General features: G+C 74.0%; 27 protein-coding genes. 14 read left to right on the top strand and 13 right to left on the bottom strand.

The features are described from left to right. The first annotated feature begins 21 nt into the window (after window positions 1-21). The 3 genes from GCE86_RS13705 to GCE86_RS13715 are packed head-to-tail and all read left to right on the top strand — an operon-like array spanning window position 22 to window position 3,526. The gene (locus GCE86_RS13705) at window positions 22-1,323 is read left to right on the top strand and encodes an enolase C-terminal domain-like protein (protein WP_154227319.1); all 1,302 of its coding nucleotides are present in this window, start codon (window positions 22-24) and stop codon (window positions 1,321-1,323) included. Further along, window positions 1,314-2,798, top strand: coding sequence for a mannitol dehydrogenase family protein (locus GCE86_RS13710; RefSeq protein ID WP_154227320.1), 1,485 nt, complete (start codon window positions 1,314-1,316; stop codon window positions 2,796-2,798). The genes GCE86_RS13705 and GCE86_RS13710 overlap by 10 nt, the downstream gene beginning before the upstream one ends. Beyond that, window positions 2,795-3,526: a Gfo/Idh/MocA family oxidoreductase gene (locus GCE86_RS13715; protein WP_154227321.1), complete on the top strand. Its 732-nt coding sequence runs from the start codon at window positions 2,795-2,797 to the stop codon at window positions 3,524-3,526. Before GCE86_RS13710 ends, GCE86_RS13715 begins: the two co-directional genes overlap by 4 nt. A 26-nt stretch (window positions 3,527-3,552) precedes the next feature. Here the strand turns inward: GCE86_RS13715 and GCE86_RS13720 are convergent, their stop codons facing one another. After that, complete coding sequence (locus GCE86_RS13720; RefSeq protein WP_204341986.1) at window positions 3,553-4,188, bottom strand: DedA family protein; 636 nt, start codon at window positions 4,186-4,188, stop codon at window positions 3,553-3,555. Between the two features lie 248 nt (window positions 4,189-4,436). Between GCE86_RS13720 and GCE86_RS13725 the strand changes: the two genes are divergently transcribed. Then, complete coding sequence (locus GCE86_RS13725) at window positions 4,437-4,880, top strand: ATP-binding protein (RefSeq protein ID WP_244317290.1); 444 nt, start codon at window positions 4,437-4,439, stop codon at window positions 4,878-4,880. A gap of 64 nt (window positions 4,881-4,944) precedes the next feature. Next, the gene (locus tag GCE86_RS13730; protein ID WP_154227322.1) at window positions 4,945-5,712 is read left to right on the top strand and encodes an HD domain-containing protein; all 768 of its coding nucleotides are present in this window, start codon (window positions 4,945-4,947) and stop codon (window positions 5,710-5,712) included. A 422-nt stretch (window positions 5,713-6,134) separates the two neighbouring features. Here GCE86_RS13730 and GCE86_RS13735 read toward each other — a convergent pair whose 3' ends face one another. Both GCE86_RS13735 and GCE86_RS13740 read right to left on the bottom strand, forming a co-directional pair. Next, window positions 6,135-7,067: an HNH endonuclease gene (locus GCE86_RS13735; protein WP_154227323.1), complete on the bottom strand. Its 933-nt coding sequence runs from the start codon at window positions 7,065-7,067 to the stop codon at window positions 6,135-6,137. A gap of 69 nt (window positions 7,068-7,136) precedes the next feature. Beyond that, the gene (locus GCE86_RS13740; protein WP_154227324.1) at window positions 7,137-7,376 is read right to left on the bottom strand and encodes a winged helix-turn-helix domain-containing protein; all 240 of its coding nucleotides are present in this window, start codon (window positions 7,374-7,376) and stop codon (window positions 7,137-7,139) included. A gap of 262 nt (window positions 7,377-7,638) precedes the next feature. Between GCE86_RS13740 and GCE86_RS13745 the strand changes: the two genes are divergently transcribed. The 3 genes from GCE86_RS13745 to GCE86_RS13755 all read left to right on the top strand — a co-directional run bounded on the left by GCE86_RS13745 (window position 7,639) and on the right by GCE86_RS13755 (window position 9,457). After that, window positions 7,639-7,917, top strand: a complete 279-nt coding sequence (locus GCE86_RS13745; RefSeq protein ID WP_154227325.1) for a cell division protein DivIVA — start codon at window positions 7,639-7,641, stop codon at window positions 7,915-7,917. Window positions 7,918-7,919: 2 nt separating this feature from the next. Then, a complete protein-coding gene (locus tag GCE86_RS13750; RefSeq protein WP_244317291.1) occupies window positions 7,920-8,231 on the top strand; it encodes a hypothetical protein in 312 nt (103 codons plus the stop codon). A 113-nt stretch (window positions 8,232-8,344) separates the two neighbouring features. Then, entirely contained in the window at window positions 8,345-9,457 is a 1,113-nt protein-coding gene (locus tag GCE86_RS13755) for an ICP22 family protein (RefSeq protein ID WP_154227326.1), read from the top strand. A 20-nt stretch (window positions 9,458-9,477) separates the two neighbouring features. On the opposite strand, the gene GCE86_RS13760 is transcribed toward GCE86_RS13755, so the two are convergent. Further along, window positions 9,478-11,298 carry an ABC transporter ATP-binding protein gene (locus GCE86_RS13760; RefSeq protein WP_239542431.1) on the bottom strand — a complete coding sequence of 607 codons (1,821 nt, stop codon included), beginning with the start codon at window positions 11,296-11,298 and terminating at the stop codon, window positions 9,478-9,480. Between the two features lie 55 nt (window positions 11,299-11,353). On the opposite strand from GCE86_RS13760, the gene GCE86_RS13765 reads away from it, so the two are divergent. Further along, the gene (locus GCE86_RS13765) at window positions 11,354-11,776 is read left to right on the top strand and encodes a MarR family winged helix-turn-helix transcriptional regulator (protein ID WP_154227328.1); all 423 of its coding nucleotides are present in this window, start codon (window positions 11,354-11,356) and stop codon (window positions 11,774-11,776) included. Window positions 11,777-11,917: 141 nt separating this feature from the next. Here the strand turns inward: GCE86_RS13765 and GCE86_RS13770 are convergent, their stop codons facing one another. From GCE86_RS13770 to GCE86_RS13810, 9 genes are all read right to left on the bottom strand, one after another. Then, window positions 11,918-12,544 carry a TetR/AcrR family transcriptional regulator gene (locus tag GCE86_RS13770; RefSeq protein ID WP_154227329.1) on the bottom strand — a complete coding sequence of 209 codons (627 nt, stop codon included), beginning with the start codon at window positions 12,542-12,544 and terminating at the stop codon, window positions 11,918-11,920. Window positions 12,545-12,676: 132 nt separating this feature from the next. Next, a complete protein-coding gene (locus GCE86_RS13775; protein WP_154227330.1) occupies window positions 12,677-13,948 on the bottom strand; it encodes an ABC transporter substrate-binding protein in 1,272 nt (423 codons plus the stop codon). Window positions 13,949-13,999: 51 nt separating this feature from the next. Further along, window positions 14,000-15,133: a branched-chain amino acid ABC transporter permease gene (locus GCE86_RS13780; protein ID WP_244317292.1), complete on the bottom strand. Its 1,134-nt coding sequence runs from the start codon at window positions 15,131-15,133 to the stop codon at window positions 14,000-14,002. Beyond that, window positions 15,130-16,008 carry a branched-chain amino acid ABC transporter permease gene (locus GCE86_RS13785; RefSeq protein WP_154227331.1) on the bottom strand — a complete coding sequence of 293 codons (879 nt, stop codon included), beginning with the start codon at window positions 16,006-16,008 and terminating at the stop codon, window positions 15,130-15,132. The genes GCE86_RS13780 and GCE86_RS13785 overlap by 4 nt, the downstream gene beginning before the upstream one ends. 28 nt (window positions 16,009-16,036) lie before the next feature. Next, the gene (locus GCE86_RS13790; RefSeq protein WP_154227332.1) at window positions 16,037-16,753 is read right to left on the bottom strand and encodes an ABC transporter ATP-binding protein; all 717 of its coding nucleotides are present in this window, start codon (window positions 16,751-16,753) and stop codon (window positions 16,037-16,039) included. After that, on the bottom strand, window positions 16,750-17,571 hold the full coding sequence (locus GCE86_RS13795; RefSeq protein WP_154227333.1) for an ABC transporter ATP-binding protein: 822 nt from the start codon (window positions 17,569-17,571) through the stop codon (window positions 16,750-16,752). Before GCE86_RS13795 ends, GCE86_RS13790 begins: the two co-directional genes overlap by 4 nt. Before the next feature lie 190 nt (window positions 17,572-17,761). Further along, window positions 17,762-18,598 carry an SMP-30/gluconolactonase/LRE family protein gene (locus GCE86_RS13800; protein ID WP_154227334.1) on the bottom strand — a complete coding sequence of 279 codons (837 nt, stop codon included), beginning with the start codon at window positions 18,596-18,598 and terminating at the stop codon, window positions 17,762-17,764. Next, entirely contained in the window at window positions 18,595-19,815 is a 1,221-nt protein-coding gene (locus GCE86_RS13805; protein WP_154227335.1) for an RNA polymerase sigma factor, read from the bottom strand. The genes GCE86_RS13800 and GCE86_RS13805 overlap by 4 nt, the downstream gene beginning before the upstream one ends. Beyond that, window positions 19,812-20,162 (bottom strand): YciI family protein, encoded by a 351-nt coding sequence (locus GCE86_RS13810; RefSeq protein ID WP_154227336.1) that lies wholly within the window; start codon window positions 20,160-20,162, stop codon window positions 19,812-19,814. The genes GCE86_RS13805 and GCE86_RS13810 overlap by 4 nt, the downstream gene beginning before the upstream one ends. A 144-nt stretch (window positions 20,163-20,306) precedes the next feature. Here GCE86_RS13810 and GCE86_RS13815 point away from each other — a divergent pair, with 144 nt between their 5' ends. The 5 genes from GCE86_RS13815 (at window position 20,307) to GCE86_RS13835 (ending at window position 23,786) form a co-directional block, all read left to right on the top strand. Continuing rightward, the gene (locus GCE86_RS13815; protein WP_154227337.1) at window positions 20,307-21,017 is read left to right on the top strand and encodes an MBL fold metallo-hydrolase; all 711 of its coding nucleotides are present in this window, start codon (window positions 20,307-20,309) and stop codon (window positions 21,015-21,017) included. 152 nt (window positions 21,018-21,169) lie between these two features. Continuing rightward, entirely contained in the window at window positions 21,170-21,916 is a 747-nt protein-coding gene (locus GCE86_RS13820) for a lysozyme (RefSeq protein ID WP_154227338.1), read from the top strand. Between the two features lie 102 nt (window positions 21,917-22,018). Next, complete coding sequence (locus GCE86_RS13825; RefSeq protein ID WP_154227339.1) at window positions 22,019-22,693, top strand: peptidoglycan recognition protein family protein; 675 nt, start codon at window positions 22,019-22,021, stop codon at window positions 22,691-22,693. Window positions 22,694-22,785: 92 nt separating this feature from the next. Next, window positions 22,786-23,148 carry an ArsR/SmtB family transcription factor gene (locus GCE86_RS13830; protein ID WP_154227340.1) on the top strand — a complete coding sequence of 121 codons (363 nt, stop codon included), beginning with the start codon at window positions 22,786-22,788 and terminating at the stop codon, window positions 23,146-23,148. Beyond that, window positions 23,145-23,786, top strand: coding sequence for an SRPBCC family protein (locus GCE86_RS13835; protein WP_154227341.1), 642 nt, complete (start codon window positions 23,145-23,147; stop codon window positions 23,784-23,786). Before GCE86_RS13830 ends, GCE86_RS13835 begins: the two co-directional genes overlap by 4 nt. The last annotated feature ends 43 nt before the right edge of the window (window positions 23,787-23,829 follow it).

A 23,829-nucleotide genomic window follows, 5' to 3' on the forward strand; every position in this document is an offset into this window, starting at 1 on the left:
CTTCAAGTTCGGGGAGGCTGCATGACCACCATCACCGACGTGCAGGTGCACGACGTCCGGTTCCCGACGGCCGCCAGCGGCGACGGCTCGGACGCGATCAACCGGGGCGACTACTCGGCCACCTACGTGGAGCTGACCACCGACGGCGGCCCCACCGGCACGGGGTTCACCTTCACCAACGGCCGGGGCAACGAGATCACCTGCGCGGCCGTGCGGGCCCTGGCCCACCACGTACGCGGCCGGACCGTCGCCGAGATCGCCGCCGAGCCGGTGGCGTTCTGGCGCTCGCTCACCGCCGACGTGCAGCTGCGCTGGCTCGGCCCCGAGAAGGGCGTCATCCACATGGCGACCGGCGCGCTGGTCAACGCCGTCTGGGACCTGCGCGCCAAGCTCGCCGGCAAGCCGCTGTGGCGACTCCTGGCCGAGCTGCCGACCGACGACCTGGTGGCCACCGTCGACTTCCACCACATCACCGACGCGCTCACCCCCGACGAGGCGGCCGCCATCCTCGACAAGGGGCGCGACGGGCTCGCCGACCGCCTGGCCGGGCTGGACCGCGACGGCTTCCCCTCGTACACCACCTCGGTCGGCTGGCTCGGCTACCCGGACGACAAGGTGCGGGCGCTCACCCGCGCCGCGTACGCCGACGGCTGGCGGGCCGTGAAGATGAAGGTCGGCGGCCCGCTGGACGACGACCTGCGCCGGGCCCGGATCATCCGCGCCGAGATCGGGCCGGACGCGCTGCTCATGATGGACGCCAACCAGGTCTGGGACGTCGACCAGGCGATTACCGCGATGACCGCGCTGGCCGAGGTCGACCCGTACTGGATCGAGGAGCCGACGCACGCCGACGACGTGCTGGGCCACGCCCGGATCGCCCGCGCGGTCACCGAGCTGACCGGCGGCCGGTGCCGGGTCGCCACGGGCGAGGTGGCCGCCAACCGGGTGATCTTCAAGCAGCTCCTCCAGGCCGAGGCCATCGGCGTCATGCAGGTCGACGCGTGCCGGGTCGGCGGGGTCGACGAGGTCCTCGCCGAGCTGCTCATGGCGGCGAAGTTCGGCGTGCCGGTCTGCCCGCACGCCGGCGGCGTCGGCCTCTGCGAGTACGTCCAGCACCTGGCGATCTTCGACCACCTCCGGGTCGGCACCGGCCTCGACGGCCGGATGATCGAGTACGTGGACCACCTGCACGAGCACTTCGTCGACCCGGTCCGCACCCGGGGCGGCCGCTACCTGCTGCCGACCGCCCCCGGCTACAGCAGCACCATGCGACCGGAGTCGATCGCCGAGTTCCGCTTCCCGGACGGCCCGACATGGCGCTGACCACCGACCGCCTCGGCCTGGCGACGCTGCGCCGGCTGCCCGTCGAGTGCCGGCCCCTGCTGCGCCCCGGCACCGTGCCGACGGGCATCGTCCACCTCGGACTCGGCGCGTTCCACCGCGCCCACCAGGCCGTGCACACCGAGGCGGCGGTCGCCGTGGCCGGCGGGGACTGGGGCACCGTGGGGGTCGCCCCGCGCAGCACCGCCGTGGTCGACGCGCTGGCCGCGCAGGACGCCCTGTTCAGCGTCACCACCCTGGCTCCCGGGGGCACGGCCACCCGGGTGGTCGGCGCCCTGGCCGGGGTACGCCACGCGCCTCGCGACCCGGCCGCCGTGGTGCGCCTGCTCGCCGACCCGGCGATCCGGGTGGTGACGCTGACCGTGACCGAGAAGGCGTACCAGCTCGACCCGGTCACCGGCACGCTGTGCGCCGACGCGGACCTGCTGGCCGACCTCACCACCGACCGGCCCCCGCGGACCGTGCCGGGGCTGCTCGTGCGCGGGCTGCTCGCCCGGGCCGCCGCCGACGCGGGCCCGGTCGCGCTGGTCAGCTGCGACAACCTGCCGGCCAACGGCCGTCGGCTACGCGGCCTCGTGACCCAGGCGCTCACGCTGGCCCGGGTGCCCGACGGGCCGGCCGGCTGGATCGCGCGGCAGGTCAGCTTCCCCGGCACCATGGTCGACCGGATCGTGCCGGCCGCCACCGCGGACACCCTGGACACGGCCCGGCGGGCGCTCGGCGTCACCGACCTGGCGGCGGTGGCCGCCGAGCCGTACTCCCAGTGGGTGGTGGAGGACGACTTCCCGGGCGGGCGGCCGGCCTGGGAGCGGGCCGGGGCGGTGCTCACCGACGACGCCGGCCCGTGGGAGCGGCTGAAACTGCGCACGCTCAACGGGGTGCACTCGGCGACGGCGTACCTGGGGGCCCTCGCGGGCGCCGAGACCGTCGCCGAGGCCCTGGCGCTGCCGGGGCTGGGTGACGTGCTGCGCCGGCTCGTCGCCGAGGACGTGGCGGCCAGCTTCACCCCGCCGCCCGGCGTCTCCGTGCCGGCGTACGGGGAGGAGGTGCTGGCCCGGTTCGCCAACCCGGCGATCCGGCACCGCACTCTCCAGATCGCCATGGACGGCTCGCAGAAGCTGCCCCAGCGGGTGCTGCACACCGTCGCCGACCTCCGCGCCGCCGGCCGCCCGGCCCGCTGGGCCGCCCTCGTGGTCGCGGCGTGGGTGCGCTTCGTCCTCGGGCACGCCGACGACGGCCGCCCCCTGCCGCTGGACGACCCGCTCGCCGACCGGATCCGCGCGGCTCTCGCCGCCGCACCGGGCACCCCGGCCGGGGCGGTCGACGCGCTCTTCGCGCTGCGCGAGGTCTTCCCCGCCGACCTGGCCGCCGACGACGAGGTCCGGGCCGACGTGACCGGCTGGCTCGACGCGCTCGACCGGCACGGCGTCCGGGCCACCGTGGCCGGCGCCGCATGACGGGCCCGGGGGCCGTTCGGCGCGGCGCGGCCGGAGCGGGTGCGCCGCCCACGGTCGCGCTGGTCGGGGCGAACGGGCACGGCCGCTGGCACCGGCGGGCCATCGCTCCGCTGCACGACGCCGGCCGGGTGCGCCTCGTCGGGCTGGTCGACGTCCGCCCCCTGGAGGACGAGCCGGCCGCCCCCGTGCCGCCGGGGACGGAGACCTTCACCGACCACCGGGCCATGCTGGCCGCCGTACGCCCCGACGTGGTGGTGGTCTGCACCCCGCCGCACACCCACCTGCCGATCGCCCTCGACGCGCTCGCCGCCGGGGCGGACCTGCTGCTGGAGAAGCCGCCGGTGCTCGACCTGGCCGAACACCGCCGGCTCGACGGGGCCCTCGCCAACCCCCTGGCCCACGCGGTCATGCAGTGCCTGGCCGTCGGCGAGGCGGCGACCGGGACGCCGGTCCGGCCGGCCCGGATCGAGGTGGAGCGCTATCGGGTACGGCCCATCGAGGTGGACGACACCGCCGTGCTCCGGGTGACGCCGCGGACCGGGCCGCCGGTGCTGGCCGCCGTGACCCTGGCCGGCGAGGACCATATCGCGGGCGAGGTGCACGTCTCGGGCGACGGGGGCGGCGCCGTGCTGGAGTACCCGACCGACCGCCTGCGGCTGCCCGGTGACCCGGCGCTGCGGGAGGTGCCCGGCCGGCACGGGCTGCTGGAGAACCTGGTCGCCGACTGACCCTCCTCCCGGCTCTCGGCAGAAGATCAGCCGGGCCGGGCGGCGTCCGCCCCTTCGCGGCGGGCGGCCCGCCGGGCCCGGACGACCCGCACGACCACCACCAGCACCACGAGGGCGAGCAGCGCCTCACCGCCCCAGCCGAGCCGCCGCTCGAGCAGCCGGAACGACGCCCCGGCCAGGTAGCCGAGCAGGGTCACGGCCACCGCCCAGAGCACGCCGCCGGCGAGGTTCGCCACGGTGAACGCACGGTGCCCGATGCCGCTCATCCCGGCCAGTCCGGGTACGAGGGCGCGCAGCGCCGCCGCCCAGCGGCCGAGCACCACGGCGACCGCGCCCCGGCGGCGGACCAGCTCCAGCGCCCGCGACAGCTCCCCGGAACGGGCGACGCGCTGGGGCACGCGGGCCAGCAGCCGCCGGCCGTACCGGCGGCCCACGAGGTAGCCGGCCTGGTCGCCGACGGCCGCGCCCGCGACCGCCGCGAGGACCACCGCCCAGAGCGGCAGCCGTCCCTCGTGCGCGAGAACCCCACCGACCAGTACGGCGATCTCCCCCGGCACGAGCAGCCCGAGGAACGTCGACGCCTCCAGCGCCGGCAGCAGGAACACCAGGGCCAGCACCAGCGCGGGCGGAAGCGCCACCAGCAGGTCCAGCACCCGGTCCACCCGCCGATTGTGACCCGCCGCGGGGCTCGGCCGCGCCGGCTCGGGCAGCACCGCGAGGCTCGGCCGCGCCGGCTCGGGCAGCACCGCGAGGCTCGGCCGCGCCGGGTCGGGCGGTGCCCGGGAATCGGTCGGAACGAACCGCCGGGTCGAGGAATACCGGCGGGCCCGACCGGGGACAATGACCGACAGGACGGGACGGTGACGGCGAGCGCCCAGGCCCGGGACGTGCGCGGGACGGGGGACCGGACGTGGAGGGTGGGACAGCCGCCGGGCTGGTGCCGGGCGACGATCCGGCCGGCACCGCCCCGGCGTTCACGATCGACCTGCCGGCCGACCCGGCGCGGCTGGCGCCGACCCGGGAGCGGCTGCGGCGCTGGCTGCGCGCCCACGGGGTCAGCGAGTGGGACGTCGAGACCGTGCTGATGGCCGCCGGAGAGGCGTGCGCCAACGCCATCGAGCACGGCTACCGCTTCGCGCCCGAGGGGATCACCACGCTGCGCGCCGAGCTGCGCGACGACCACCTGGTGGTCGAGGTACGCGACCGCGGCGGCTGGCGGCCCGACGCCGACGGTGACCCCGGCGACCGGGGCCGGGGGCGGATGATCATGGACCGGGTGATGGACGAGGTGAGCATCGCCGGCGCCCCGGATGGCACGACCGTCCGCCTCGTCAAGCGGCTCACCGGCGGCTGACCGACACGGTCGGGAGGCCGACCGGGGGCGACGCTCCCTAGCGAAGATCAGCTATAAGGGACGTATGGAGTTCCCGGCCTACCTGGCGACCATGCCGATGCACGCGATCACCGAGATCCACGGCGAGCCGGGCCTGCTGGCTCGCTTCCGGCTGGAGGTCGAGGCGTTCGACGAGCCGGCCCGGGAACGGCTCACCGCCGCCCTCGACCTCGCCGCCGAGCTGCACCGGGAGGACCGGCGGGTGCGCGAGCCGTACCTGAACCACCTGCTGCGGGTGGCGATCCGGATGATGCACCACTACGAGGTGCGGGACGTGGACGTGATCGTGGCGGGCCTGCTGCACGACGCCGTGGAGGACCACCCGGCGGAGCTCGCCGGCCCGGACGCGCTACGACGACCCCCGCCCGGCGCGGCCGATGCCGCGCAGCGACCTGGAGCCGTCGATCCGACGCCCGCGGCCCTGGCCGCGCTGGCCGCGCGGTTCGGCCCGCGGGTCGCCCGGCTCGTCGGCGCGGTCACCAACCCGGCGTACGACCCGGGGCGCGACCGGCACGTCCAGTACCGGGAGCACGTGGCGGCGAGCCTCGACCGGGAGCCCTGGGCTCGGGTGATCAAGGTGTCGGACTTCACCGACAACGGCGTGGGGGTGATCCACACGGTCGGGCCGAAGGTGGCCCGCTCGGCGGCGAAGTACCGGCCCCTCGTGCCGGTCTACCGCGACCTCATCGCCCGGCCCGACACGCCGCTGTCCCTGCCGGTGAAGCGGCACATCTTCGCCCAGCTCGACCTGGCCGAGGAACGGTTCAGCGCCATCCTCGACCAGCCGAACTGACCGTCGCGCAGGGCGCTGGTCCGGCCAGACCGGCGAGGCGGCGGCATCCCGGGGCGCTGGACCCGCCAGACCGGCGACGTGGCAATCCTCATCGGGGTCCTCTCGGCGGACCGCCGGTCGATCGACCGGCGGCGCGGAAGCTGCGGGGACCTCGCGTGCGGACGCGCGACGGCGCGCACCGGAACTGCCCGGCTCGGGCGGGACGTTCAGCCGCCGTACGGCGGCGCCCGTTGGCCAATCGTCGCACGCGATGGTGTGCGCACGGTCCCTCCTGTCGTCGAACGGCGATGTCCGTCCCGCCATCCGACCAGCTCATCACGACTACCAACACCGGCCGAACATCTACAGATACACCTTTGTCGATGCGTGGCGAGGGCGCTTCCGGAAGCGAGGACAGGCGGCGGGCGATTGCCGACCGCAGGTCAGGCAGCCTTGAAAACCGTGTCCAGATGCCACTCGAGGAACTCGCTGTTGGGCCTGTCACCCCTCCGCTCAGGAACAGTGATGGGATGGCCGGCCTTGGCGTAGAACTGATCGCCATTCCCGAACTCGCTACGCAATCGAGGGCTCACCATCAACCGGTACTTCGGGTCTACGCCCAGGTATCCCCGATCGAAGAGGATGTGGACGTCCGACTTGAGCAGCAGACCGTTGTCAATCCGATGCTCGCCACCCTGCGGTAACGGTCTAATGTGAGCTGCTTGCAGCACTGGCTGGACCTTGTTCCCGGTGATGGCGCAGCGCCTGCCGTAGGCGCCCAGAATCACCGCTTTGAACGACTGCTGACCAAGGCGCTGCGGGACAAGACGCGGGTCACCGTACACCGGTCCAGATCGGTGCCAGGGCAGACCTGCATCGAGCTCGACGGTCACGCCCAACAGGCGGTGCAGCAGGAGGTCGAAGTACTCGGCTACAGACGGATCGGCGAGGTCATACGTCTTCCCCTGCACCACGTTGGACGCGAACCCTGGAGGCGGGTCAGCAGTCGAATCCTCGGGAAAGAAGACACTGTCCCGGACAAATATGCAGCCGATGGTCGGATCCTCGGCCGGCCCGATCGGCTGCTTGCGGTAGCGTCCGACGTTCCGGCGCATCTCGTCCAGGCTGGCCACGCCGTTGGCCTCGCCGAACAGCTCCCACGCCTCGGAAATCCTCAACTGCGTGAAGCCGCTGAAGAAGCCTCCGCCAACTATCCGATTGAGCGGGAAGTGCGCCTTGAAGAAGAAGGGCTCACCCGGGGTGAGTGCACGGAAGCCGCCGCCCGAGGGTCGCCAGAAGTTGACCTCCGTAAGGCCGGCTCGGGCGGCGAGAAACCGGTACCACCTCTTGTCCGTCACGCCGACGAATGTCCGCACGTGGATAAGGGTGCACGACTTTGATCTTCTCCGCCAGTCCCGAAAGTCGGCGTCGCGCAGTCGGAACCGTCAGGGCTCGCGCATCCAGGTGGCAGGATCGGTAATGAAGATGCCCTTGCCCTGACGCCGCCGGATGACGCGTAGCGCTTCGAGGCGGACGTAGACCATCTGGATGGTCGAGGAGCTGACCCCGAACCGCCCGGCCATGTCCGCTATGGAGGGCAGCTTGTCCCCCGGCCGCACCCGGCCGCTGTGCAGGTCTTTGATGATCTCATCGGAGATCCGGATGTAGTCCGGCGTCTGTGGCATGGCGCTCCTTGCGTGGCACGCCAATTTGATCACGACACGCGCCCGACGGACAACCAAGCGTTGCCACTCGGCACTTAGGCATATATGTTTGATCGCGAGCCGCTCCTCGCGTGGCACCGAGTTCGGCTCACCCCCCTTGGTCGGGACGCGTGCCCGTACCCGTCCCGACCAACCGAACTACCAGTCCTCCTCCCGCTGATCCCAGGCTGCGACGACCGCCTTCCCGACCCATCGTGCTTCCGCCTGCCCAGAAAGGACCGATGTGACCGACGCATATCGAGGTGGCCCGTTCCATGGAGCCGGCCTACCGGCCCGGTTGACCGCGCACGGCGCGCGGATCCGCGTGTTCGACCCGTGCCGCCGGGGCGTCGACCCCGAGCAGGTACGCGAGTTCCAGTCCCTGGTCGCCGACGAGCTGAGCGACCTCCACCGGTGGATACGCCTGCTCGGCGAGGAGAACGGCCGACTCCGGCGGGCGCTGCGCGACTGGCAGACCATGCACGCCCGCGAGTGCCGGCCACCGAACCAGGGCCACTGGTAGCTGTGCGCCCCGAGCCCGGCGACCTGCTGCGCATCGACGGCCGCGCCTCGGTGCAGTTCGGTGGCGACCGAGCCCTGACCTTCCGGGTCGTCTCGGTCTGCCCCCGGTCGACGTACACCGGCTGGGTCTGGCTGACCGGATACGTCCTCGACCGGCGCGGCCAGGCGGTCGACCGGCGCAAGATCTTCGTCCAGCTCACCGGCCTGCTGAGGGTTCACACACCACCGCCAGCGCCGGGTGGTGTACCCCGACCGAGCCGGGCCGCCACTCCGCCGCCCGCGCGGCAGCGGTCCGCCGCCGTCCCGACTTGTTAGCGTGGGACGACGGAAGCGCCGGCGGGCGTCTCCGCACACCCCTCACCCGACCGCACGGGCCGCGCACCCGTACGGCCGGGCGACGCGCAGCTGCTCGACCGGAGAGGGGTGCGATGACCGGGGTGCCGGGCGACCACGACGGCGAGAGGGACGACACCAGTCCAGCGGCTGGCACCGGCGCAACCTCGGCGAACGGCCAGGTCCCGGACCGCCCGGAGGCGGCGCGGGACCGGTGGGAACAGTGGCTCACCCGGGCCCGGGAAGCCTGGACGGTCACACTACGCATCGCGAAGCGGTTGTGGACGGCGGTCCGGCCCATCCTGGACCAGATGCGGTGGCAGGAGGCGGAGGCCTCACCCGTGACGCTCGTCGACCGGCGGGTGGCGCCGACCCTGCTGGTGCCGGCGCTGGGGCAGGTGTACCACTTCGTCGTCCGGACCACCTTCACCTGGTCGTCCGACAACGCGCGGCCGGAGCTCTTCGGCTGGTACGTCGACCAGTTCCAGCCCCAGGCAATGCAGCGGCTGCGGCGCATCGCGGTCCGGTGCGCCGCGGAGATCCCGCCGGATCTCCCCCGGGCGTTCGCTCTCGCGCTGGACGATGCGATGACCGACGACGACGCCCTCCCCTGGCGCTACGGGCGTGGCGAGGTCACGTTCACCTGTGAGCCCGACGTGTCGGTCTACCTGGATGAGCCGGTCCGCAAGCTGCTGCAGCCGTACTGGGACAAGCGCATCGCCCTGGAGTGGAAGCGCGACCTTGAGCGCCGGCGCGCGGAGTACGCCGAGGAACAGCGTGGACGCCGGCCGGCGGAGGCACAGGACGGCGACTCCGGGCCAGCGGAGGCACAGGACAGCGGCACCGAGCCAGCGGAAACGCAGGACGGCGACACCGAGCCAGCAGAGGCACAGGACAGCAGCGCCGAGCCAGGGACGACACCGGACGGCAGCACCGAGCCAGCGGAGGCACAGGACAGCAGCGCCGAGCCAGCGGCCGGGATGCCGGAGGCGCTCCGGGAGGAGCGCCCGCCGCGCCAGCGGGAGGCCGGGGCGGGGGGCGCGCGGCGGCGGCCCGACTCCCCGGCGGAGCAGTTCTACCCGCTCGAACCCTTCCCGCAGCCGCCCGCTCCGCGTCCCGCCCCAGGCCGGCGGCCGGCGACGGGGCAGCCGGGCGAGACCACGCCGGCGCCGGGCAACCCGGACAGTCCGGGGCCGGCCGACGCCTGAGCCGGTCGATCCTGAGCGGGTCAGGCGGCGAGCGACGCGTACCGGCCGGCGTGGTCGAGCAGGCTCTCGTGGGTGCCGGACTCGACGATCCGCCCGTGGTCGAGCACGGCGATCTGGTCGGCGTCGCGGACGGTGGAGAGGCGGTGCGCGATGGTGACCACGGTGCGGCCCCGGGCCAGCTCGTCGAAGGCGCGCTGCACGGCGCGCTCGGTCTCGGTGTCCAGCGCGCTGGTCGCCTCGTCCAGCACCAGGATCCGCGGGTCGCGCAGCAGCGTGCGGGCGATGGCGAGGCGCTGCTTCTCACCGCCGGAGAACCGGTGGCCACGCGAGCCGACCACCGTGTCGTACCCGTCGGGCAGCGCGGCGATCAGGTCGTGGATCTGCGCGGCGCGGACGGCGGCCTCGATGTCGGCGTCGGTGGCGTCCGGCTTCGCGTACCGGAGGTTCTCCCGCACGGTGGCGTGCAGCAGGTAGGTCTCCTGGCTGACCACGCCCACGACGGTGGCCAGGTCGGCCAGGCGCAGGTCGCGCAGGTCGACGCCGTCGATGGTGATCCGGCCGGCGTCGGGGTCGTGCAGCCGGCTGATCAGCGCGGCGAGGGTGCTCTTGCCGGAGCCGGTCTCGCCCACGAGGGCCAGGCTGGTGCCGGCCGGGACGTCCAGGCTCACGCCGGCCACGGCGGCGGTGTCGCTGCCCGGGTAGCTGAAGGTGACGTCGGAGAAGCGCAGGTGGCCGCGTACCCGGGCCGGGTCGAGGGCCACCGGCCGCGCCGGGTCGGCCACCTCGACGGGCAGGTCCAGGTATTCGAAGATCCGGGCGAACAGCGCCATCGAGGCGGTCAGCGAGACGCCGACGTTGAGCAGGCCCATGAGCGGCCGGAACAGGTTTCCCTGCAGCGCCGTGAAGGCGACCAGGGTGCCGATGGTGAGCGTGCCGGCGGTGCCGGGCAGGCCGGCGCTCAAATAGATGACGGCCGGGATGGCCGCGAAGATCACCGTCATGGAGGCCATCCGCCAGCGGCCGGCCAGCTCCGAGCGGAGTTCCAGGTCGACGAGGCGGGCCGAGGAGGCGGTGAACCGGTCGACCAGGGTCGCGGCGGCGCCGAGGGTCTTGGCCAGCTGCACGCCGCTGATCGACAGCCCCTCCTCGATGGTGACGTTGAGGTCGGCCAGTTCGCGCTGACGGCGGGCGGTGATCTCGCGGCGCAGCCGCGCCACGCGCCGGGTCAGCCAGATGGCGGGCGGCAGCACGACCACCGAGACGAGGGTGAGCCGCCAGCTCAGCGCGACCATGGCGATCACGGTGGCGACCACGGTGGTGAGGTTGGCGGCGATCGACGTGGCCGTGGAGGTGACCACGGCCTGCATGCCGCCGATGTCGTTGGTGATCCGCGACTGCACCTCGCCGGTGCGGGTGCGGACGAAGAAGCCGATCGACTGGCGTTGGAGGTGGGTGAACACGTCGGTGCGCAGCCGGTGCATGACCTCCTGGCCCACCCGGGTGGAGATCCAGGTCTGCGCCACGCCGAGCACGGCGGTGACCGCGGCCACCCCGACCATGCCCGCGACCAGCCAGGCCAGCAGGGTCAGGTCGCGCTCCGGCAGGGCCCGGTCGATGACGGTACGCAGGAGGAACGGCGACGCCATCGCGATCACGGACGACGCCACGATGATCGCCACCACGGCGGCGAGGGGGCCGCGGTGGGCGGTGAAGAGGCCGCCGATCCGGCGCAGCGACACCTGGCGGGCCTGCGTCTTCTCGGCGGGGGTCACGGAGGTTCGGCCACCACCGCGGCCGTCACGGAATCCGTCCAAGGGGGTGCTCTCTTCCGTCGGGGACATTGCTGAGGTTACCTCATCATGAGGTAGCAACAGTATGTGCTGCTACCGTATTCCGGTGACCGGCAGCGACGACGAGGAGAGCCTGGCCGAGACGTTCTGGGCGGTGGCCCGGCGGCTGCGCCACCAGTCCAAGCGCACCCTCGAACCCTGGGAGATCAACCCGGGGCACGCCCGGGCGCTCGCCGTGCTCACGCGGCACGGAGCGGTACGGCTCAGCACGCTCGCCGAGCACCTGCACATCGCGCCCCGCTCCGCCACCGAGGTCGTCGACGGCCTGGCGGAACGCGGGCTGGTCGAGCGGCGGCCCGACCCGGTGGACCGACGGGCCACCCTGGTCGCGCTCACCGGGGAGGGCGAACGGGTCGGCGAGGCCATCCGGGTGGCCCGGGCCGCCGAGGCGGAACGGTTCTTCGGCGCCCTCGACCCGGCCGACCGGGACGAGCTGACCCGGATCCTGCGCCGGTTGCGCGACGACTGACCGGCAACGCCGGCGGCCGGGCTCACAGGCTGCCGCCGGGGTCACAGGCTGCCGCCGGGGAGCGCCAGGGGCTACGCCGGCACGGACGGGTCAGCGCCGACGGGTGCGCCGCACGCCGGGATCAGCGCAGGCCGGCAGCGCTCAGCGCAGGCCGGCGGCGATGGCGTCGACCAGCAGCGCCCCGATGGTGCGGGCCAGGGTGGCCCGGGCCGCCGCCACATCGAGGCCCATGGCGTCGCGCATCATGGCCCAGGCCGCCCAGGTGCAGGCCACGGTCAGCGCGTCCAGCAACTGCTCGCGCCCCTCCCCCGCGTGCGCCAACTCGGGTTCGAAGACCTGCTCGATCTCGTGGCGCACCCGCGCGATGGCCGCCTCGCGGTTGCGCCGCAACTGCGGCGAGAACGGCTCCCGCAGCGCCGAGGCGCGCGCCGAGGGCGCCAGCACCTCCAGCATCTCGGCCCGCTGGTCGCAGAACTCCGCGATCCGGCGGGTGAGCGGCAGCTCGGGCGGGATCGGCTGCCAGTGTGCGTCCAGCCGCTCGCCGACCCGCAGCCCGGTCGCGGCGAACAGGGTCTCCATGTCCTTGAAGTTGGTCCAGAGGGTGCGCAGGGACACCCCGGCCCGCTCGGCGATCCGCTCCCCGGTGGGCCGCAGGTCGCCCTCGTCGATGAGCGCCAGGTGCGCCTCGACGATGGCGGCCCGGGTCCGCTCGGCCCGCGCCGACCGGCCGTCCACCCGCGCCGGCACGTCGGCGTCCACCTCGATCATGCGACCGCCCCCTGTGCGTAGCTGCTGGCCGGCGCGGCCCGCCCGCCCCGGTGGCGTCACGCCGGAATGCTGAACTCTACGTGCGCGGCGCCGGGCGGCCGTCACCGCGGTGACGGCCACCCGGCACGCGGGTCAGGTCGTCGGAATGGCGTCGGCCGGCGGGGTGGCGGGCGCCTCGGTGAACTCGGTGACGGCGGCGTCGCCGTCGTCGGTGGTGTACGTGGGGCCGAAGTACGCCTGCGCGCCGTTCTGGACCTTGTTCAGGCGCACCCCGCTGTAGCCGGCGTGCACGTCGTCGCTGTACCGGAACGGGGTGAGGCCCGGCCCGCGGAAGCCGCCCTTCTGCACGGCCTCGACCAGCTTCTCCCGGGTCGGGTCCTTGCCGGCGGCGAGCAGCGCCTGCACGAACGTGTACGCCATCGAGTAGCCGTAGATCGCGTTGCCGTCGATGGGGTTGGCCGAGTTGTACTTCTGGTGGATCTTGGTGAACTCCTGGATCCACGGGTTGGCCGTGTCACCGACCATGGGCAGGTAGTTGTCGGCCACCATGCCCTCGAGGATCACCTTCTTGTCGCCGAGCTGGTTGGACAGCGTCGTGTAGTCGGCGCCCACGTTGGACACCACCCACTGCGCCCGGAACCCCTGCCCGGCGGCCTGGCCCATGGCCAGCGCCGTGAAGCCCGGGATGCTCGCCGAGATCACCACCTGGCAGCCGGCCGCCTTGAGCGCCCCGATGGCCGGGCCGACCTGCTGGTTGGTGGTGGTGTAGGTCTGCTTCGCCGCCACCGGCCCGAGAACCTTCTCCACCCCGGCCAGGGAGTCGCGCCCGAAGTCGTCGTTCTGCCCGAAGTGGCAGACCTTGGCGCCGGGGAACTGCTGCTTCACCCAGGTGGCGAGGATCTTGCCCTCGACCGTGTAGTCGGGCTGCCAGCCGAAGGTCGTCGGGTACTTGTCCGGCTGGTTCCAGTTGCGGCTGCCGGAGGAGACGAACAGGTCCGGCACCTTCTGGGTCTTCACGAACTCCAGCACGTTGGTGTGGGTGGGGGTGCCCAGCCCGCCGAGGAGCGCGAAGACCTTGTCGTCGAGCACCAGCTTGCGGACCACGTTCTCGGTGTTGGCCGGGTTGTAGCCGTCGTCCATGACCTTGTAGACGATCTTCCGGCCGTTCACCCCGCCCTTGCTGTTGACGTGCTCGAAGTACGCCTTCGTGGCGGCGGAGATCTTCGAGTAACCGGGCGCGGCGGGGCCGGTGAGCGGCTGGTGGGTGCCGATGACGATCTCGGTGTCGGTGACGCCGGGGACGTTCTCGGCGGCCTGCTTCGCGTCGTCGGCGCAGGCCGGCACGGCGGCCAGCAGGGCGAGGCCGGTGGCGGCCGCGAGTATGCGGCGGGTGGTGGGACGCATGGTTCTCCATTCCGGTGCGGCGGTGCGAACGGGTGGGTGGAACCGGGGTGGTCAGTGCGCGCGGCGGCGGGCCCGCAGCCGGGCGGCGAGGGTACGGACGGCGCCGTGCAGCCCGCCCGGTGCGGCGAGCATGACGACGATGAGGATGAGGCCGAACACGGCCAGCGCGAGGTTGCCCTCCAGTCGCTGGGCCAGGCCGGACGGCAGGCTGAACGTCTCGGTGAGCAGGCTCGGCAGGTCCTGCAGCGCGACGAGCAGCACCGCGCCCCAGACGGCGCCGGCGAGGCTGCCGAGCCCCCCGATGACGATGGCCATGAGCAGGAACAGGGACAGCTCCAGGGGGAACTTGCCGGGCGCCACCGTGGCGGTGAGCACCGCGTACACGCCGCCGCCGAGGCCGGCGCAGCCGGCGCTGACCACGAAGGCGAGCACCTGGGTGCGGGCGACGTGGATGCCGGCGAGCCGGGCGGCCACCTCGTCGTCCCGTACGGCGCGCAGCGACCGGCCGAACCGGCTGCGCACCAGGTTGGCCAGGAGCAGCACGGTCAGCAGCGCGGCGAGCAGCGCGATCCAGGCCAGCCACCGTTCCGGCTGGAAGTAGGCGCCGAGGAACGCCGGCGGGGTCTCGGCGGGGAAGCGCAGCCCCTGCTCGCCGTTGAACACCCCGGTGAAGATGGTGCTGATTGCCGGCACCAGCGTTGCCACGGCGAGGGTCACGCCGGCCAGGTACGGGCCGCGCAGCCGGGCCGCCGCCAGCCCGATGACCAGCCCGGCCAGCGCGGTCGCCGCCACGGCGGCCAGCAGCGACAGCGGCAGGATCCACCGCCCCTGCACGCCCCGCTCGTCGAACGCCCGCTGCACCAGCGCCACGGTGTAGGCGCCGGTGGCCATGAGCGCCCCGTGCCCCAGGGAGAGCTGGCCGTTGAGCCCGACCAGCACGGTGTAGCCGGCGGTGACGCAGAGGAACGCGCAGACCCGGGCCACCTGCAGGTTCTGGTAGGGCGCGAGCTGGTTGGTGAGCAGCACGACCAGCGTGCCCGCGAGCACCGCCCCGGCCAGGTGGCGCAGCAGGGTCGACCCGCGCGGGCCGGCGGCGGCGGGCGCGCCGGGCAGCAGCCGGCGCAGCGGGGACGGCCCGGCGGGCCGGTCCACCCCGGACCGGGCGGAGGGGCGGGTGGCGGTCACACGTGCCTCGCTCTCGCGCTGGAGAAGAGCCCGCCGGGGCGGACCAGGAGGACGGCCAGCAGCAGCACCAGGACGGCCAGCGGGGTGGTGTCCGGGCCCAGGTAGCCGGTGACGTACGAGAGGATGAGGCCGACCAGCAGGCCGCCGACGACCGCACCGGCCGGGCTGTCCAGGCCGCCGACCACGGCGGCGGTGAACGCGACGACGAACACCAGGTCCATGGCGTGCGGGTGCAGGCCCAGCCCGGTGGGCACGACGAGCATCCCGGCGAGCGCGCCGACCGCCGCGGCGAGGGCCCAGCCGAGGGTGAGCATGCGGCCCACGTCGACGCCGAGCAGCCGGGACACCTCGGGGGCGAACGCGGCGGCCCGCATCCGCAGGCCGATCGGCGTACGGGTGAACAGCAGCGCCAGCAGCACCACGACCACGAGCACCGCGCCGAGCACCCACAGGTCGTACGGGGACAGTGCGGCGATCCCGCCGAGGGTGAGCGCGTCGGTGTCGAACGGCGCGGGCGCCGGCCGGTAGCCGTTGCCGAAGACCATGCCGAGCACCGCCTGGATGAGCAGCACGAGGCCGAGCGCGACGATCACCTCGTTGAGCGGGTTGGCGTGCCCGACGAAGCGCATGAGCACCCGTTCGACGAGTGCGCCCAGCAGCAGGCCGGCCAGCACGGCGGCGCCCAAGCCCACCCAGTAGGAGCCGGTCGCCGAGGCGACCGCGTAGCCGACGTACGCCGTGGCCACGGCCATCGCGCCCTGGGCGAAGTTGACCACCCGGGCGGCCCGCCAGATGAGCACCAGGGCCAGGGCGAACGCAGCGTAGACCGCGCCGGTGGAGAGCCCGCCGAAGGTGAGGAACAAGAACCGGTCCAATCGCGGATCCTTCCTGCTCGCCGGGCCGTCAGAACCCGAGGTACGCGTGCCGGAGCTGGTCGTCGTCGCGCAGCCGGGCGGCCGGCGCGGCCGTCACGACCCGGCCGAGCGACATCACCACGCCCTGGTCGGCGACGGAGAGGGCGCTGCGCACGTTCTGCTCGACCAGCAGGACGGTCAGCCCCCGCTCGTCGCAGAGCCGGCGCAGCAGCGCCATGATCTGGGCGGTCACCTTGGGTGCCAGGCCGAGCGACGGCTCGTCGAGCAGCAGCAGCCGGGGCCGGGCGATCAGCGCCCGGCCGAGTGCGAGCATCTGCCGTTCGCCGCCGGAGAGTTGGTGCCCGGCGTGCCGCCGCCGGCGGGCCAGGGCCGGGAACAGCTCGTACACCTCGTCCTGCGCCCGGCGGGCGTCGGCCCGGTCGCCGCGCCAGAGCCCGCCGAGGCGCAGGTTCTCCTCCACGGTCAGCTCGGCGACGACGCCCCGGCCCTCGGGGACGTGCGCCAGGCCGCGCCGCACCAGCCGTTCGACGCGGACTCCGCGCAGGTCGGCGCCGTCGAAGCGGACCCGGCCGCCGGTGGGCCGCAGCAGACCCGACAGGGTACGCAGCAACGTGGTCTTACCGGCCCCGTTGGCGCCGAGCACGGCCGCGATGGTCCCGGCGGGCACCGCGAACGTCACGTCCCGCAGCACCGGCACCGGCCCGTAGCCGGCGCTGACCGCCTCGACCTCCAGCACCCCGGTCACGAGCCCGCCCCCGCCGCCTCGGCCGGCACGTCCGCGCCGAGGTAGGCCTCGGTGACCAGGGGGTCGTCGCGGACCTCGTCCGGGGTGCCGGCGGCGATGACCCGGCCGAAGTCGAGCACCACCAGCTCCTGGCAGACGGCCATGACCAGGTCCATGTGGTGCTCGACGAGCATCACCGAGCAGGCGCCGCCGGCCCGCTCGGGCAGCGTGCGGACCAGCTCGGCCAGCTCGGCCACGTCGTCGGCGCCCAGCCCGCCGGCCGGCTCGTCGAGCAGCAGCAGCCGGGGCCGGGCGATCAGGGCGCGGGCCAGGGCGACCCGCTTGCGCACCGCGTACGGCAGGGTGGCCGGGGCGGCGTCGGCGTGCGCCGCGACGCCCAGTTCGGCGAGCAGGTCGCGGGCCTCCCCGCGCAGCCGCCGCTCGTCCCGGTCGCTGCGCGGCAGGCCGAACAGGGCGGTGGCGAAGCCGGCCCGGGCGGCGTGGCTGGCGCCGGCCACCACGTTCTCCAGCACGGTGAGCCCGGGAAAGAGGCCGACGCCCTGGAGCGTGCGGGCGATGCCGAGCCGGGTGAGGCGGTGCGGGCGGGGTCGGAACGGCCGGCCGTCCAGGGTGAGCGAGCCGCTGGTCGGCGGGACGAACCCGCAGACCACGTTGAACAGGGTCGTCTTGCCGGCGCCGTTGGGGCCGATCACGCCGACGATCCGGCCGGGCGGGACCCGCAGCGAGACGTCGTCGAGGGCGACGAGCCCGCCGAACCGGACGCCGACACCGTGCAGCGCCAGGTCGATGCCGTCCGCGGGGGTGGGGGGTGGGCTCATCTTCACCTCGGGAGAGAACGCGGCGTCGGGGGTGCGCGGTGCGGCTCGGGCGAAGCGGGAAACTTATTACACCGGGAGTGTACTTTTCGGCGGAGGTTCGTCAATGCCTCCCGGCGGCGGCGGGGATATCGACGCGATCACGATTCCGGCGGGCGCCGGAACGCACCCACCGTGCGGGGTTCCGCGGTGCTCAGCCCGCAGCCGGCTCCGGCGCCCGCAGGGTCCGGACCTGGCCGGTGCGCGGGCCGCCGGACAGCGCCGCCGGGCTCCACTGTGTGGTGACGAGGTGGAGGGTGCGGCCGTCCGGGCCGCCGAGCGCGCAGGCGAAGCAGCCCCGGTCCAGGTCGATCCGGTCGAGCACCCGGCCACCCTCGGCGACCCGCACGGCGCACCGGTTCGGCACGTCGCCGTACCAGACGGCACCCGCGGCGTCGAGGCAGATGCCGTCCGGCGCGGAGTCCGGCACCGCCGCCCAGACCCGCCGGCCGAACAGCGTCCCGTCGGCGGCCACGTCGTACGCGGTGAGCCGGCCGGCGTACGACTCGGCCACGATGAGGGTGCGCCCGTCCGGGGTGAGCACCATGCCGTTGGGGAAGGCGAGGTCGCCGGCCACCAGCCGGGCGGTGCCGTCCGGGGCGACCAGGGCCACCGCGCCCGGCCGGAAGTCCCCGGCAGGGAAGTCGAAGCCGATGGTGTTGACGTACGCGTTGCCCCGGGCGTCGGTGACCACCTCGTTCCACGGGTGCGGGACGAGGGCGGCCAGGTCGGCGTGGGCGCGCAGCGACCCGTCGGGTTCCCGGCGCAGCAGCCGCCCGGCGCCGCCGGCCACCACCAGCAGGCGCCCGTCCGGCAGCCAGTCGAAGCAGATCGGCAGCCCGTCGACCCGGGCGACCACCTCGGTGCGGCCCGCCGCGTCGACGGTGAGCACCTCGCCGGCGCCCCAGTCGGCGAGCCAGAGCCGCCCCTCGTGCCAGCGGGGCGACTCGCCGAAGGCGAGCCCGTCGACGAGGATCTGCGGTGCGGTCACGGGTGGCTCCTCAGCAGGTCGCGGGAGTGCCGGAGGAACTCCCGTTCGGCGGCGTTGCCGGTGCGCGCGATCGCCGCGTCGTACGCGACCGCCGCCTCGGCGGGCCGGTCGAGGCGGCGCAGCAGGTCGGCGCGGACCGCGTGCAGGACGTGGTAGCCGGCCAGGTCGAGCCGGTCGACCTCGGCGAGCGCCGCGGCCGGGCCGGCCACCTCGGCCAGCGCGACGGCCCGGTGCAGCGCCACCACCGGCCCGGGCGCGTGCGCCAGGAGCTGGTCGTAGAGGGCGAGGATCTGCCGCCAATCGGTGTCGGCGGCGGTGGCCGCGTCGCTGTGCACCGCGTTGATCGCGGCCTGGATCTGGTACGGGCCGGGCCGGTTGCGCCGCAGGCAGCGCCGGACGAGGGCCTGCCCCTCGGCGATCAGCGCCCGGTCCCACCGCCCGCGGTCCTGCGCGCCGAGCGGCACCAGCGTGCCGTCCGGCCCGGTCCGGGCGCCCCGCCGCGCGTCGGTGAGCAGCATGAGCGCGAGCAGCCCGAGCACCTCCGGCTCGTCCGGCATGAGCTCGCCCAGCAGCCGCCCCAGCCGGATCGCCTCGGTGCACAGCTCGTCCCGGACCAACCGCTCCCCCGCGCTGGCGGTGTGCCCCTCGGTGAAGATCAGGTAGACCACGGCCAGCACGCCGCTCAGCCGGTCCGGCAGGTCGGCGTCCCGAGGCACCCGGTACGGGATGCCGGCGTCGCGGATCTTCGCCTTGGCGCGGACGAGGCGCTGCGCCATGGTCGGCTCCGGCACCAGGAAGGCGCGGGCGATCTCGGCGGTGCTCAACCCACCGAGCAGGCGCAGGGTCAGCGCGACCCGGGCCGCCGGGCCGAGCGCCGGATGGCAGCAGGTGAAGATCAGGCGGAGGTGGTCGTCGCGCACGGGACCCTCCTCGGCGGGCGGCTCGGGGGCGTACAGCAGGGCGGCCTGGGCGTGCCGGTCGGCGCGGGACGCCTCGCGCCGCCGCCGGTCGATCGCCCGGTTCCGGGCGGTGGTGATGATCCAGCCGGCCGGGCTGGGCGGCGGGCCGTCCACGGCCCACCGGTCGACCGCGGTGGCGAACGCCTCCTGGACCGCCTCCTCGGCGAGGTCGATGTCGCCGAGGAGACGCACCAGGACGGCGACCGCCCGGCCGTACTCCGCGCGGAAGGCGCGCTCGACGTCGGCGGGACCGGTCATCCCTCGCCCTGGAACGGGCGCACCTCGATCGGCAGGGTGGTGGCCAGGGCGTACCGGCGGCCCCAGTCGAGCGCGGCGTCGAGGTCGGGCGCCGTGATGATCGTGAAGCCGCCCAGGTACTCCTTGCCCTCGGCGAACGGGCCGTCGGTGACGAGCACCTCGTCGCCCCTCGGGCGGAGCACGGTGGCGGTCTCCGGCGCGTGCAGGCCGTTGCCGAACACCCAGCAGCCGGCCTCCCTGAGCTCCCGGCCGATGGCGTCGACCTCGCGCATCACCCCGGCCAGGAACTCCGGGTCCGGCGGCTCGGCGCCGGCCGGCTGGTACATGCTGATCAGGTACTGCTTCACGGGCTGCCTCCTCGTCCGGCGGCCGGTCCCTCCCGGCCCCTCCACCCTCCACACGAACCGGCACCCCGCGGATCGACACGCCGCCCCGACGGATTTCCCGGGCCGGGTGTTGATCGGCCGTCGCCGGCACCCGACACTCGGGGCATGGCACGAACCGCGGCGGTGCCGCTCGCCCCCGGCGTCTGGCGCATCCCCACCGTCGGTCGCGCCGCGGTCAACTCCTACGCCTTCCTCGACGACGACGGCTCGGTCACCCTTGTCGACTGCGGGATGCGACGGGCCCCGGCCCGCATCGTGCGCGGGCTGGCGGCCATCGGCAAGACCCCCGCCGACGTGACCCGGATCGTGCTGACCCATGCGCACGCGGACCATGCCGGCGGGGCCGCGGAGCTCGCCCGGCGCACCGGCGCACCGGTCGCCGCGCATGGGGCCGACCTGCCGTACGCCGAGTCCGGCCGGGTGCCGCCGCAGGGCGGGGGGAACACCGTCGGGCGTCTCCTCACCCGCCTGGTGGGCGGCCGGTTCCCGGCGGTCGCGGTGGCCCGGCCGCTGGCCGACGGCGACCTGCTGCCCGTCGGCGGCGGGCTGCGGGTCGTGCACACCCCGGGCCATTCCCCGGGCCACGTGTCGCTGCTGCACGAGCCGACGCGGGTGCTGGTCACCGGGGACGCGCTGTTCAACGTGGCCGGCGTCCGCTGGCCGGTGCGGTCGTTCTGCACCGACTTCCGGATGACCCAGCGCACCGCGCACGTGCTCGGCGAGCTGGACTACGACGTGGCCGCCTTCACCCACGGCCCCGAGCTCACCGACCGGGCCCGTGAGCAGGTCCGGGCCTTCCTCCGCCGCCTGGGCTGACCCGACGCCCCGCCACCGGCCCATACCCACCACCCTGCCTCAGGCAGAGAAAATCTTCCATGTATCTATTGCAAGAATTCTTCGCCGTATGACCTAATACTGACAGTTCCTTTCGTCCCGCCGCCACAAGCGGTAACCCCCAGGGAGGAAGCATGAACCGTCCTGTTCGATCGGCGCTGCGTACGGCCGCCACGGCCCTGCTCGCCACCGTCACCCTGGCCGCCTCGGCCGTCGTCGGCGCGACACCCGCCAGCGCCGCGCCGGCCGGCCTGCCCGGCATGGACGTCTCCAGTCACCAGGGCAACGTGAACTGGTCCGCCGCCTGGAACAACGGCGCCCGGTTCGCGTACGTGAAGGCGACCGAGGGCACGTCCTACACCAACCCGTACTTCGCCCAGCAGTACAACGGCTCCTACAACGTCGGGATGATCCGCGGGTCGTACCACTTCGCCCTGCCCGGCAACTCCAGCGGCGCCACCCAGGCCAACTACTTCGTCGACCACGGCGGCGGCTGGTCCAAGGACGGCAAGACGCTGCCCGGGGCGCTCGACATCGAGTACAACCCGTACGGCGCCACCTGCTACGGCCTGAGCCAGGCGTCGATGCGCAGCTGGATCGCGTCGTTCGTCAACCAGTACTACGCCCGGACCGGCCGGTGGGCCACCATCTACACGACCACCGACTGGTGGAGCACCTGCACCGGCAACACCTCGCAGTTCGCCGCGAACAACCCGCTGTGGATCGCGCGCTACTCCAGCAGCGTCGGCACCCTGCCGGCCGGCTGGGGGACGTACTCCTTCTGGCAGTGGTCGTCCTCGGGCGTCTTCCCGGGTGACCAGAACGTCTGGAACGGCACCCTGGACCGGCTCAAGGTGCTGGCCTGCAACGGACCCTGCTGATCCGCTCCGGTGGCGGGCGGTCCGGTTCGGCCGGCGTCCCTGACGCCGTGACCGGGCCGCCGCCCACCACCGGCCGCGTCCGTCCCTGACGAGGAGGCCCCGATGTCCGTACCCGTTCCCCGCCGGGCCGTGCTGCGCGGCGCGGTCCTGCTCGGCGCCGCCGCCGGCGCCACCGCACTGACCCAGTTCGGCGCCGGCCGCGACGCCCGGGCCGTCGCCACCCGGGTCGACCAGCCGACCATCGCCAACTGCGCGACCTGGGGCGCCCGCCCGCCCTCGTCGCCGGTCAGCGTGGTGCAGAGCCGGCCCAACAAGATCATCATCCATCACACGGCGTTCCCGAACACCACCGACTACAGCCTCGCGCAGGCCTACCGCAACTCGCGTGACATCCAGAACCTGCACATGGACACCAACGGCTGGCTCGACTCCGGGCAGCACTTCACCAACAGCCGGGGCGGCTTCCTCACCGAGGGCCGGCACGGCAGCCTGTACGGGCTGCTGCACGGGCAGACCATGGTGCAGGGCGCGCACTGCGTCGGACAGAACAGCCAGGCCATCGGCATCGAGAACGACGGCATCTATCTCGACGTGCAGCCCCCGCAGGCGCTCTGGAACAGCCTGGTGTGGTTCTGCGCCTTCACCTGCCAGCAGTACGGCATCCCGCCGACCGAGATCTATGGGCACAAGGACTTCAACTCCACCCAGTGCCCCGGCCTGCTCCACGACCGGCTCCCGGAGCTGCGCAGCACCGTGGCCGCCCGCCTCGGCGCCTGACCGGATCCTGGACACCTTCCGTTCGCCTCGGACGGAAGGTGTCCGGCGTTTCAGCACTCGCTTATATAAGCCGTATCTGATAGAAAGAGGGCGTGCACGCCTTCGACGTCCTCGGGGACCCGGTCCGTCGCCGGATCCTGGAGCTGCTCGCCGAGGGTGAGCAGCCCGCCGGCACGGTCGGGGCGACCGTCCAGCGGGAGTTCGGCATCAGCCAGCCCGCCGTGTCGCAGCACCTCAAGGTGCTGCGGGAACACGGCTTCGCGACCGTGCGCGCCCAGGGCACCCGCCGCCTCTACGCGGTGGACCCGGGCCCGCTGCGCGAGCTGGACGAGTGGCTCGCCGGCTTCCGCCGGTTCTGGACGCCGCCGCTGGCGGCGCTCGCCACCGAACTGGCCCGGGGCCGGCGCGAGCGACGGCTGCGCGAGGGCAACTCCGAGGAGAGGAAAACACCATGATCGACGTGACCGGGCAGATCAGCGCCGTCGAGCGCCGGCTGGGCACCCGTACGCTCCCCGCCGGCGAGGCGCGGGTCATGACCATCAGCCAGACGTACGACGCGCCGGTGGAGGACGTCTGGGACGCCTGTACCAGCCCCGAGCGGATCCCCCGCTGGTTCCTGCCGATCTCCGGCGAGCTGAAGCTCGGCGGGCGGTACCAGCTGGAGGGCAACGCCGGGGGCACCGTCGAGCGCTGCGACCCGCCGCACAGCTTCGCCGCGACCTGGGAGTTCGGCGGGGAGGTGAGCTGGATCGAGGTGCGGCTCACCGAGGCCGGCGCCGGGCGTACCCGGTTCGAGCTGGAGCACGTCGCGCACGTCGACGACGCGCGGTGGGCCGAGTACGGGCCTGGCGCGGTCGGCGTCGGCTGGGACGGGGCGCTGCTCGGGCTGGCCTCCCACCTCGCCGCCGACGGCTCCGGGATCACCCCGGACGAGGCCGTCGCCTGGATGGGGTCGGACGAGGGCCGCCGCTTCATGACCGAGGCCAGCGCCCGCTGGACCGAGGCGAGCATCGCCGCCGGCACCCCGGCCGACGAGGCCCGCGCCGCCGGGGACCGGACGACCGCCTTCTACACGGGCACCCCGGCCGCCTGATCGCGCACCCGTGCCCGTGCCGACGACCCGGCACGGGCACAAG

Source organism: Micromonospora terminaliae (genome assembly GCF_009671205.1).
Taxonomy (GTDB): domain Bacteria; phylum Actinomycetota; class Actinomycetes; order Mycobacteriales; family Micromonosporaceae; genus Micromonospora; species Micromonospora terminaliae.